Raw genomic sequence first — 11,597 nt, forward strand, 5'->3', positions numbered from 1 at the left:
CCCTCGGCCGCTCGACGTACCGCGACCACCGCTGCGCGCCTCGTACCTGCGGTGCTTGCGGGGTCGGGGGACGACCGAGGCGGCCTCGCCCTTTCTGAGTCCGCCAGGCCTGTCAATGACTCATCGAGCGACGTGACCGGGTGGACAGGTGTGTCCGTATCGGCCCGCCCCGCTCGCCGCTGCCGCCCTCCGCGTCGCTCGCGACCGACCATTCCGGGCATGCGGGCGCTCTTCGCACCACCCGCGCCCGTTCCGGGCTAAAGTGGATGTGCCCTCGGCGCCAGCGCTTCTCCCGCTCGGGTCCTGCGGACCTCGGCTTCGCCGACCGCGACGGACGTAGTTGCGTCGCGGCGAACGGGGAATGCGCTGGGCGCTCGCTCCGGGCGGGTCGGCGCGCGCGGCTGGATGTTTTACTTCCTAAGGCGCGCTCTCGCTCGCGCCCCAAGGGGCGCTCGCGAAGGCGCGAGCGAGAGCGCGCAGAGTCCTGTCGGTCGTCGTCGATGAGAAAGCCGCGATGGTGGTGCATCGCGGCGTCGGCGCGTGAGCGCCTTCAGGAACTAAGTGAGTTCCAATGTCCAGTAACAACGCTAGCGGAAAGGTCGTTTCGGTGGATGAACAGGCATTCGAGGACATCGAGCGTGAGACGGTCGACGAAGACGGCTTCACGGTCGTGGCGGCGACGCCGGCGTTCCAGGCCACGGTCCAGGAGGAGACGCAAGCGAAGGTGGATGCGAACCACCCGGAGGGAATCGCGGACGCGGATCAGGAGCGGATTCCCGGTGTGACGCTCGCACAAGAGGAACGCATTCAGGCGCGTGAAGCGGAGCTGGAGCGGATCAGCGCACAGGCGGAATTGGGCGAGCAGGAGGGCCGTGCCGAGCGAGCGCGCGACGTCGCGGCCGAACGAAGCGCCGCGTGGAACAGGGAGTTCGATCGGCGGGCGGCGAGCGTGGACCGGTCGTTGAGCCCCGACCACGACCCACGCGAGATGCTCTCGCGGGATGAGCTCGGGATGGTGAACGAGCAAGCGATCAGAGTGGCGGGCAACCTCGATGGGTGGTCGCGGGCGGCGATCAGTCGGCGCCTCGCTCAGGCGGTGCTCGACGGCGCGGACGTCCCCACGGCCGTCCTCGACGTGAAACAGGCACTTGAGGCCGCACCTGGACAGGTCATCCCCATCGATCGGGTTGAGGACGTCGATCGTGGCGAGGTGAGCGTTGAGGGCATAGTCACACAATTGTGGGAACCCGCCAGTGCGAAAATCGCTCAAGTCGGATTGCTTGAGGACGAGACCGGCCGAATCAAGTTCACCAGCTGGGTGCGGTCGAACGCAAAGCACGTCGAAGAAGGCGAGCGCGTGCAGATTCGCGGTGCGAGCACGAGCTGGTACCAAGGCCGTGTCTCGATCGCGGTCACCGGCTGGAGCACCATGCACTTCCCCGAGCGCGAGGATTGGTGGGAGTAAGGCGACCAGCAGTCTCTCTCTTTTTGTCTGCCGGGCCGGACCCAAGCCCCGCCGCCCCACCCTCCGCTCCGTGCTCGCGTTGCTGCGCGCGCAGCCACAACCGGACTTGGAACAATTATCGAAGACGCACAGAAGATCCACCAACAACGATAGACACTCGAAGAGACACTCGCTACCGCTATGCAACCGAGGTGGGTGTCCTAACTAAAGACGAACCCTGGCTTAGTCTAAGTAAAGGTTATAATGTTCCGCTTGATTGATGTGAACATCTCGATGACGAAGAAGACTATCGGACAAAACACAGGCCATTCAGGTCGCGTGAATCTATCCGGCCCTGAACTCGAGAAGTTCGAGGCCGACGTCGGCGACGAGATCAAGGTCGATATCGCTGAGTCAAAAGATATCGCCCGCGCGATCATCCAGAATAGTGATCACGACGAGTTCGTCATCGTCTCCAAACCAACCACGGAGGACCAATCCGAATGAGCGACACCACGTACCCGAATCTCTTCGACGCCTGCACCCCTCGTGACGACGTCCTCGACGGAACACTTCAAGAGGACGAGTTCGCAGCGAGCCTCGCAACCGTCGCCCACGCGCGAGACGAAGCTCCGCCCGTCTACCGTGACACCGAGCTCTTCTTCGATATGACGTACCCCACGGACGGGCTCAAGACACTCCTCAGTAACCTCACAGGGCGCTTCCTCGCCAGCGGTGGCTACGACAGCAACGAGTACACGAGTAGCATCCTCTGTCTCGACACCCGCTTCGGTGGCGGAAAGACCCACGACCTCATCGCTTCCTACCACCTCGCGACCAACCCAACAGCGGCCAACGACTTGGGCCGCCATCTCCTCCCGGGTGACGAGGAGTTCGCGACGGCCTATCAGGACGCCGTCGCGGACGGCCTCGACGTCGATACCGCCGTCTTCGTCGGTGGACACGTCGACGCGCAGAACGCCCGGAGCGACCGGACTGACCCGAACGCACCGAACACCCGGACGATGTGGGGGGAGATCGCCTATCAGCTCTACGGCGTCGAGGGCTACGAACTCCTCAAGGAGTACGACCAGGAGCGCAACGCACCCGGGCAGAACACCCTCAAGGACCTCTTCGACCTCGGTGATGGTCCCGCTCTGGTGCTTGTGGACGAGATCGCGGCGTATCTCGAGAGTGCCTCCGCGGTCGAAGTCGGCAGCGCGACGCTCGCGAGTCAGACGCTGAGCTTCGTGCTCTCCCTTCTCGAGACGGCGTCCGAGTCGGACGACGTCACGATCGTCTACTCGATCGCGGACACGGCCTTCGAGGAGGAAGCGGAGGACATCCGCGGCCTCATCGACGAACTGAACCAGATCGGTCGTCGGCAGCACAAGACGGTCACACCGACTGACGAGAGCGAGGTGGGACAAGTACTCCAGCATCGCCTCTTCGAGGAGATTAACGGGGACGCCGCGGCGTCGGTCGCGCAGTCGTACTTCCAGTTCTACACGAACAGCGAGCGCCAGTTCCCGCAAGAGGCGACCGACGCGAGCTACGTCGACCGCCTCGAACGCGAGTATCCCTTCCATCCGACCGTCATCGATACGCTCACTGAGAAGATCGACACGATCCCGAAGTTCCAGCGTACGCGTGGTGCACTAAAACTCCTCGCGCGCGCCGTCTACTATCGGTGGAACAATCAGCCCGAGCACTTCGAACGCCACTGGCTCCGCCTCTACGATCTCACCCCCGCAGACGACGCCCCGAGTGGCAGCATCAACTCGACGCTCCACGAGTCGCTCTTCGAATTCGTCGACCTCAGTTCGGCCGTCTCCGCAGACATCTACACCGAAGACGGAACCGCTCACGCCCAACTCGAAGACCGGAAATGGACGGAGAAAGGCATCCCACCGCTCGGCTCTCACATGACGACGGCCGTCCTCTGGCACAGTCTCGCCTACGGTGAGCAGGCCACCGGTTTCACGCGTGCGGAGATGAACGAGACGCTCGGCCATCCTGGGATTCGGTTCGACAACTATGACTCCGCGCTGGACGCGCTCGGGGGGTCAGACATGAGCGTCGCGTGCTACTATCTCTACGACGAGGAGCGCGTGCGCTTCAAATCCGACCCGAACCTCATCCGGATCATCGACCAGCGCGTCGACAACACTCCCGACGCGCAGGCACGCTCCCGGTTCGAGGCCCGTCTCGAGAGCGAGACCGGGACGGGCGCGTTCGAGCCAGTCCTCTACCCCGAGTCCCCCGCAGACCTCCCGGACAAGGCTTCGACACCGCAGATCGCCGTGATGCACATGGACACGGCGCCGGTCACCGAGGACCTCCTCACCGACGAGGGCAACGAGGAGTCGATCCCGGAGAAGGTGCAGTCGCTCTACCAGAAATCCGCCTCGAAGCAGGGCGGTGACGTCCAGAGTCGCGTCTATAAGAACTACGTCCTCTTCCTCGCACCCGACGACGAGCGCGTGCGGAGCGCCGTCGACGAGGCCCGCCACCTGGAAGCGATCGAGGCGCTCCTCGACAACTCGCAGCGGACGGCCGACCTCTCCGACGAGCAGTTGGAGGATCTCAAGGAACGCCAGCAGGAGAAGTACGGCCTCCTCGGCGAACTCGTCCGTGGCGTGTATCGCCACCTCTACTACGTCGACCGCGACGGCCTCACGCACATCACGATCAACGCGACCGAAGCCAACGGCGGAACGAGTCTCGTCCACGCTGTCGAGGAGACGCTCGAGGATCGACTGATCAAGGCGGACGCTGATGCAAAGGGTGTGGCGTTCTTCAAGCAGAAGCTCTGGCAGCGCACCCAGGACTCGATGACGACCCAGCAACTCGTCGAGCAGTTCGCGAAGAAGCCCGGACTCCCCTACCTCCTGAGCACGAAGCCGCTACGGAAGACCGTCGCGAAGATGGTCGACGAAGCCGGATACACGTACTGGGACAGCGAGGCCGAACTCGCCTACTGGGACGGTGAGTCCGCGGACGAGCCGGAGAACTGGTCGAAGCGCTCGCCGTTCGCTGAGTCGCCGGACGTCCGCACCACGATCTCCGATACGGACGTGAAAATCGGTTCGGAGTACGTCGTCTACACGAGCATCGAGGCGCTCCTCGACGTCCACCATGACCCGATCCGACCACCGGAAGCGACGAAGGTCGAGTGTGCCGAGGATGGCTGCACGACGATGGTCGAGCCGTCCGGTGACGGCCCCGCCTACTGTGCGGAGCACGAGGAGACCACGACGGCGACCTGCGAGAGTTGTGGCCGGGAGTTCGAGGAGAGCGAGTTGAACGCGGCGGGCCTCTGCCGGGAGTGCGCCCAGCCCTCGGGGTGGGAGTCCTCGACGAGTCAGATGGCGGCATCGCGGGCGTTCAACGAGATTCGAACGCACGCGCTCTCGAAGTCGCCGGCGGACGGCACTCCGGGAATCTCCCAGGTGACAGTCGAAGTGATGGGGGAGGACCGCCTCTCGAAGGGGTCGTTCATCGCCCAGCGGGGCGCGTTCACCGACCGCGAGGAGCAGGTGTCCGTCCGGATGAACTACGACGTGAAGACTTCGACGGGCTCGACGTACAACGCGAGCTATCAGGGGAGTCTCACGGACTTCTCGCGCGTGACGAACCAGCCAGACCCCTTCGGGGAATCAGTCAACGTCACGCTGAAGTTCCGGGTCGACTTCGAGGAACCCGAAGCGATAACTGACGCCGAGGACGACGTCCTCGCGGAACTCCAAGCGGGCCTCGGCGAGACCAATATCGACGTGAAAGTTCAAGCCAGAGGACCGACCGAAATACCCGCAGAGGTCACTCAATGACACCACAACTCGACCCGGCGAGCGCGGGCACGGCGACCGAGGACGCACCAGCCTCCTCGTTCGGGAGTAGCGTCTACGGCGGTCGTCCGACGTTCGCGCTCGCCCGGCGCGAGAGCCAGAAGGGCGGTGCGGTCACGCTCTACGAACTCCTCCCGAGTGAGCAGGCGGCCGCGCGTCGCGACCGACTCGAACGCCGCGGGCGCTCACTTCGCGTTGAGGCCTTCGCGGACGTCTTCGAGGACTCGACGGACGACGTCCTGACGCGGTGGTCGTGGGGGGAGTGGGCGGCCGTGAAGGTCGCCCGCCTCGACGGTGGGCGCTTCCGCGCGCTCGTCCCCCTCCTCCAGGAGACCCTCGACGGCGCCGGCCTCGACCACACCACCGTCACCGGAAGTGGTACTGGCGACGTCTTCCTCCCCGAGACCGTCGGCGTTCGACTCGCGCTCGCGTTTCGGGGCATCAAGCCCATCCAGCGCGTCGACCGCATGCGTGCCTTCTGCCGCGGCCTCGCCCGCATGAGCGACGAAGAATGCTACTACTGGCACGCCAAGTGTCGCGCCCCGTCCAGCCCGAACGGCGAAAAAGCACTCCGGACCCTACTCACTGATCATCTATGACTGACCACGACGACGACCTGAAACCGCTCGCGATTGAGGGCGAACTACCCCTGAAAGCCGTCGGGATCGAGAACCTAAAAGAGGGGAACCCGAAACATATGCCCCCCCACCGGTATCTACATCCGTGGTTCGCTCGACGGCCCACTCCTGCAAGCCGATTAGCGATATTAGCGTCAGTATTACCGAAGGGTTTTGACCATGATGAATTATTACAGCTGATGCAAATCGGCCCCCGGGAAGGCGTATCCAATATTGCAGAGTACGTGGAGTCAAAAAAGGCTACAGAAGACCAGAGAAGTGGGAATCTGGAGAGCCACTATGGTTATCCGAGACCATTTACGCGGTCGCCGACTGAGACTCAGAGAGAAGCTTTTCATTCTGAGGTTGAAGAATTGTGGGGGGACTTACCGACAGTTCTGGATCCAACCGCAGGTGGCGGTGTAATACCCTATGAGTCCCTTCGATATGGTCTACCCACCAAGGCAAATGAACTGAATCCAATTCCAACTCTTATCTTGAAGGTTCTACTTGAGTACGCACCATCTGTAGGTGGCCTCAGGCAAGAGCTGGAATATTGGAGCAAAAAAATCGATCAAAGTGCTACCCAATCAATTTCAGAATTTTTCCCGTCGAAAAAAGAAGGCAGAGAAATAGACTGTTATATTACTACAAATGTTATCTCATGCCCCACCTGTGGTAGCGATATTCCTTTGGTCGCAAAGTGGGAAGTGAGAACAAGAAAGGGTGCTGAAACGATCGTCGTGAAGCCAGAGGTACTTGATAACGGATCGGTTAAATATGAGTGCCTAACTGACCCCTCTGAAGAAGAATTAAATGGATATGACCCCAGTAACGGTCCTGTTTCGAGAGGGGGGGATGCCGAATGCCTTGATTGTGGAGTCGTCACCGAGAGTGAGGAGGTCAGAAACCGATTCGAGAGTGGAGACTATACGTATGACACATACTGTGTTCGTTATATCGATTCGGATGGGAATTACAAATTCAGGTCGCCTGAGAAGATTGATGAAGAGGCTTACGAAGCTACGGTTGAACATGTCGAGTCGGACTACGAGATGTCCACTTTCCTGAATACAGAGATACCAGCGGGTGAGAAAACCACTGAGCCACGAGAGCATGGTGTTACTCAGTGGAGAGAAATATTCAGCCCTCGGCAATTAGCCTCTCACTATGAATATCTGAGAGCTTATCAAGAGTGCATAGATGATATTCGGGAAAAATATGACGAGGAGAAGGCCGAGGCAATTCTGGTGATCCTATCACTCGCCTCCGGAAAGATGATCGATTATAATTCCAGGCTTTCTCCTTGGAATACGAGCAGAGGCATCCCATCAAATGCCCTCGGCGGGAAACATTTCTCATTACAAAAATCATTTGCTGACGTTAATATGGCAACAGTAGGTATCGGTAGTTACCAGTCTTCAGTCAGACGGTTGGTAGACTCATATCAGGACATAGTAAACTATCTCCCTAGCGGTTCACAGACAGGTGAGGTCACCTCACGGGATGCTGCGAATCTTCCTTATTCAGATGGGGAAATTCAGTCTGTCGTAATCGACCCACCATATTATAGCAGCATTATGTATGCCGAACTATCCGATATATTTTATGTTTGGCTTAATGAATACGTTGGTGAGCTATTCCCAGAATATTTCGATTCTGACTTAAGCGACAAGGATAATGAGGCAGTTGCCAACCCGAGCCGTTTTGAGGCTGTTGCAGGTTCTCAATCTTCAAAGAAAGAACTCGCTAGCCAATTCTATGAAGATAAAATGAGTGATATTTTCTCAGAAGCTTATCGGACACTAGAGTCTGGGGGGGTTATGACGGTGATGTTCACGCATAAAGAGACTGATGCATGGGACACACTAACGATGTCCCTTATCCGGTCCGGATTCATTATCACGTCAACTCATCCGATTACCAGTGAAATGCCAACCAGAATTGATACCCGTGGGGGTGGCTCAGCCGATTCTACTCTCCTCCTCACGGGTCGCAAACCCCACGAGGAACGCGATCCGGAGAACGCGGTTCCGACCCTCTGGAGCGACGTCGAGGCGGATACCCGGGAGGCCGCGAAGGAGGCCGCCCGCGACCTCCTCGAATCCGGTGTCTCACTCACGAAGACGGACGTGATCATCTCGGCGTTCGGGCCGACACTCAGAGTCTTCGCGGACGCCTACCCGGTCGTCGACGACGAGGACGAGGAGGTGCCGCCGCGGAAGGCCCTCGAAACGGCGCGGGAGGCCGTCACCCAGATTCTCGTCGACGAGTACCTGGAGGGGATGGACGTCGACAATCTCGACGACGTCACGGAGTGGTACATCCTCTGCTGGCTCGTCCACGAGTCCGAGACGTTCGCCTACGACGACGGCCGCCAGCTCGGTCTCGGGATCGGCGTCGACATCGACGACATCAAGCGCTCGACGAAGACGTGGCGCAAGAGCCGCGGCGACATCAGCCTCCGCGGGCACGACGGCCGGGTGCAGAACATCAACGAGAAACCCGAGGATCGCTCCAGCCGGCTGCCGGTCGACCCGGACGACCTCTCGTTCCCGCGCGCGCTCGACGCCGTCCACGCCGCGATGCACGTCTACGAGAAGAAGGGCGAAGCCGCGACCGTCGAGTGGCTCCGCGAGCGAAACTTCGACACCGACGCCCAGTTCAAGGAGACGCTGAAGGCGCTCCTCCAGGTGCTGCCGCACAACCACGAGGACTGGGAACTCGCCCGTGACCTCGCGGTCGGTCGGACGAGCGACGTGCTCAACCTCGACTTCAGCCCGAACGTCTTCGCCGAGAGCGGAGACGAGACGAAACAGACCGAACTGGGCGAACACGAGAACTGACGACGACCACAGATCCCCCATATCACATGCTCTCCGAGATATTCGACGATTGGAGTCTCAGCGACGCACACCTCCTGCGTACGGACATACGCGGGACCGAATACGAACCGATCGATGTCGAGGCCGCGGCGTCGAGAGCGAGAGAGGAACTCGACATTCGCGTCCCGGAGAAGAACGGGTACGCCGTTCCGCTGTTCGAGAAACACGAGCCGGTACCGACGGACGAGTACGTCATCTACCGACCCGAGAAGGGACACATCGGCTGGTACGACTCGGGGTTCGGTATTGGCGGCGCCGAACGGTTCGCCGACTGCGAGCGGCTACGTGAGAATGAGATCGGACACCGACTGCGGTTCTGGCTCGACGAACACCGCACCAACGTCGAACTGGACGTCGACGAGGCAGACCTTCCCGACGAACGAGTCCATCCGACCGATCGGCTCAGCGAGGACGCCCGGCGCGGGTTCTTCGACGATTTGAGGGGCTTCGTCGACTCCGAACGGGAGGCCGAACGCCAAGGGAACTGGGAGCGATACGAGGAGATCGGTCTTGAGGACTCCATCCAGCGAAATCAGGTTTCGGGTCCGTTCATAAGCCTCGGATCGACGTCCAGGGAAGGCGAGACCCTGTACAGGTACCAGTTCGCGGACGACGAGGACCAAGATGACGAAATCGTCGTCGACCTTCGCGACGACGAGGGAATATTCCCCGGGAACCGATGCATCCTCGACATCGAATCCGACGACCAGCATTTCCCGATCGAAGCCGAGGTCCGTTCGGTCACCGACCCCCAGATCACGATTCGGCCCGTCTGGGATAGAATTCCCGACCGGAGCGTAGTCGAGAAGATCCTCACCAGCAACGACGCGGAGGTGTGGCTGCACGAGCTACTGAATCCGGTTCCGTACGATAGGCGTATCGACGCGATCAATCAAGTCGAGCAGAACGACCGAAAGCGGGACCTGTTGACCGGCGACCGTCCCATCGAATACTCCGTCAACAAGTACGCCCCACCGAACCCCGGACTCGAACTGAACGAGTATCAGCAACTCGCCCTCGTCTGGGCCGATAGTGCGGAAGACGTCGTGTGCATCCACGGCCCACCGGGGACGGGAAAGACTCGAACCCTCACCGCGTACGTCAGGCACGCCGTTTCGCGTGGTGAATCCGTCCTCGTGACCGCCCACTCGAATCAAGCCGTCGACAACCTCCTCGTCGGCGACAGTTCACTCGGAACGCCGGAGGATGGGACGCTCCACGCGATGGCACAGGACGACGACGTCGACCTGTCCATTGCACGCGTCGGGAATAACTCCCGGAGCCGGGTCGTTCAGAACCACTACACTGGTCGCTCGACGAGCGAAGCCGACGTCATCGCCGCGACGACGAGCGGCACCGCGACCTTCGACCAAGACGAGTTCGATGTCGCGGTCGTCGACGAGGCGACACAGGCGAGCCGGCCGGCGACCGCGATCGTGTTGAACAGCGCCGAAAAGCTCGTCTTAGCCGGCGACCACAAGCAGCTGACACCGTACTGCGCCGACGAGACGAAGAAGGAAGAGGACATGCACATCTCGTTGTTCGAGTATCTCCTCGAACGGTACGATGGCGCGCTCTCGGTGCTGTTGGAGAAACAATACCGGATGAACGAGGAGATCGCCGCGTTCCCCAACGAGGCGTTCTACGACGGGAAACTCAAGACCGCCGACCGGAATCGCGACTGGTCGATATCCGACCTCAAACCGTTCATGGGAGTCGACATCGACGGACGGGAAAAGACACCGAGCTACGGGAATTCGTACTATAATCCGGACGAGGCTGAGGCGGTCGCAAAGCAGGTACAACTCTTAGCACAGAGCGGAGTTGCATCGGAGGACATCGGCGTCATTTCCGCGTATAGCGGGCAGGTATCCGAGATACACGATCGGGTGAACCGACTCGACATCGAGGACCCGCGAGCGGTCAGTGTCGACACCGTCGACTCGTTTCAGGGTGGGGAGCGAGAGGCGATCATCGTCTCGTTCGTCCGGAGCAATGATGACGGCTATAGCGGCTTCTTGGAGTTCCCCGACGAGGGCCCGCGACGACTGAACGTCGCGCTAACGAGAGCACGGAAGCGTCTCGTATTGGTCGGCAACTGGGAGACGTTAGGCACGTGTGCGCCCCACCGGTCGAGTGGGGAGAGCTGTGCTGACCTCTATGAGAATCTGGCGGACCACATTCGATCGCGTGAGAGAATGCTCTCGATGAAAGAGTGAGCGTTACTCCTTCACACTGACTCGTCGACCAACGAGATATCCTTGTTCGGCCTGGAGGCGGACACGGATCGTTTCGCCAACCGTACCGCCCTCGATGTGCACTTGGTGGTTCTTGTAGCGCCCCATCGTATCTCGGGTACCACCGTCAGACTTGATCGTCACTTCAACTACCTCCCCTTCGATCTCGGATTGTGAGACTCCCGTACCCGAGGAGCGGGATGAGCGCGACGTCGTGTTCGACTGGTCATTGCTGACTTCTGCGTTCGATCGCCGATACGATTCTTCGGATTGGACTTCGCCGTCGACGATGACGTTACTGTTCTTTCGAGCGCGGTCGTGGAACGTGCCTTTGCTATCACCGACGTCACCTGGCATCGACTCCCCAGTATCGTACGCCGGGTCGTTGCGGTGACCGTACCCGTAGCGATCCTTGTTATCTCTACTCATACCAGTAATGTGTACCTTCTTTCATATATGTCTGCGGGATATATTCGCTTTAGATCAGTACTGTATTCAACCGACGACGACAGAACGGTAGAATCAATCCCGATGACATGATTTGGGGCCGTTGACGCCTTCAGGAT

7 protein-coding genes are annotated in these 11,597 nt (G+C 60.3%); 6 read left to right on the forward strand and 1 reads right to left on the reverse strand.

What is annotated here, in order from left to right; all coding sequences use genetic code 11:
• Positions 1 to 571 precede the first annotated feature (571 nt).
• The 6 genes from IEY12_RS13395 to IEY12_RS13420 all read left to right on the forward strand — a co-directional run bounded on the left by IEY12_RS13395 (position 572) and on the right by IEY12_RS13420 (position 11,013).
• Complete coding sequence (locus IEY12_RS13395; RefSeq protein ID WP_188884170.1) at positions 572 to 1,465, forward strand: DNA-binding protein; 894 nt, start codon at positions 572 to 574, stop codon at positions 1,463 to 1,465.
• Positions 1,466 to 1,738: 273 nt separating this feature from the next.
• Positions 1,739 to 1,951: a hypothetical protein gene (locus tag IEY12_RS13400; RefSeq protein ID WP_188884171.1), complete on the forward strand. Its 213-nt coding sequence runs from the start codon at positions 1,739 to 1,741 to the stop codon at positions 1,949 to 1,951.
• Complete coding sequence (locus IEY12_RS13405) at positions 1,948 to 5,274, forward strand: ATP-binding protein (RefSeq protein WP_229871353.1); 3,327 nt, start codon at positions 1,948 to 1,950, stop codon at positions 5,272 to 5,274. Before IEY12_RS13400 ends, IEY12_RS13405 begins: the two co-directional genes overlap by 4 nt.
• Entirely contained in the window at positions 5,271 to 5,891 is a 621-nt protein-coding gene (locus tag IEY12_RS13410) for a DUF7680 family protein (protein ID WP_188884172.1), read from the forward strand. The genes IEY12_RS13405 and IEY12_RS13410 overlap by 4 nt, the downstream gene beginning before the upstream one ends.
• Positions 5,888 to 8,755 carry a DUF1156 domain-containing protein gene (locus IEY12_RS13415; RefSeq protein WP_188884173.1) on the forward strand — a complete coding sequence of 956 codons (2,868 nt, stop codon included), beginning with the start codon at positions 5,888 to 5,890 and terminating at the stop codon, positions 8,753 to 8,755. Before IEY12_RS13410 ends, IEY12_RS13415 begins: the two co-directional genes overlap by 4 nt.
• Positions 8,756 to 8,781: 26 nt before the next feature.
• Positions 8,782 to 11,013 (forward strand): DEAD/DEAH box helicase, encoded by a 2,232-nt coding sequence (locus tag IEY12_RS13420; protein WP_188884174.1) that lies wholly within the window; start codon positions 8,782 to 8,784, stop codon positions 11,011 to 11,013.
• A 3-nt stretch (positions 11,014 to 11,016) separates the two neighbouring features.
• On the opposite strand, the gene IEY12_RS13425 is transcribed toward IEY12_RS13420, so the two are convergent.
• A complete protein-coding gene (locus IEY12_RS13425; RefSeq protein WP_188884175.1) occupies positions 11,017 to 11,460 on the reverse strand; it encodes a hypothetical protein in 444 nt (147 codons plus the stop codon).
• Positions 11,461 to 11,597: the final 137 nt, after the last annotated feature.

The organism is Halarchaeum grantii, assembly GCF_014647455.2.
Classification (GTDB): Archaea; Halobacteriota; Halobacteria; order Halobacteriales; family Halobacteriaceae; genus Halarchaeum; species Halarchaeum grantii.

What these genes read in the sequence shown, in the direction of transcription:
- IEY12_RS13395 (WP_188884170.1), top strand. Translation starts at nt 572, where the DNA reads ATGTCCAGTAACAACGCTAGCGGAAAGGTCGTTTCGGTGGATGAACAG.
- IEY12_RS13400 (WP_188884171.1), top strand. Translation starts at nt 1,739, where the DNA reads ATGACGAAGAAGACTATCGGACAAAACACAGGCCATTCAGGTCGCGTG.
- IEY12_RS13405 (WP_229871353.1), top strand. Translation starts at nt 1,948, where the DNA reads ATGAGCGACACCACGTACCCGAATCTCTTCGACGCCTGCACCCCTCGT.
- IEY12_RS13410 (WP_188884172.1), top strand. Translation starts at nt 5,271, where the DNA reads ATGACACCACAACTCGACCCGGCGAGCGCGGGCACGGCGACCGAGGAC.
- IEY12_RS13415 (WP_188884173.1), top strand. Translation starts at nt 5,888, where the DNA reads ATGACTGACCACGACGACGACCTGAAACCGCTCGCGATTGAGGGCGAA.
- IEY12_RS13420 (WP_188884174.1), top strand. Translation starts at nt 8,782, where the DNA reads ATGCTCTCCGAGATATTCGACGATTGGAGTCTCAGCGACGCACACCTC.
- IEY12_RS13425 (WP_188884175.1), bottom strand. Translation starts at nt 11,460, where the DNA reads ATGAGTAGAGATAACAAGGATCGCTACGGGTACGGTCACCGCAACGAC.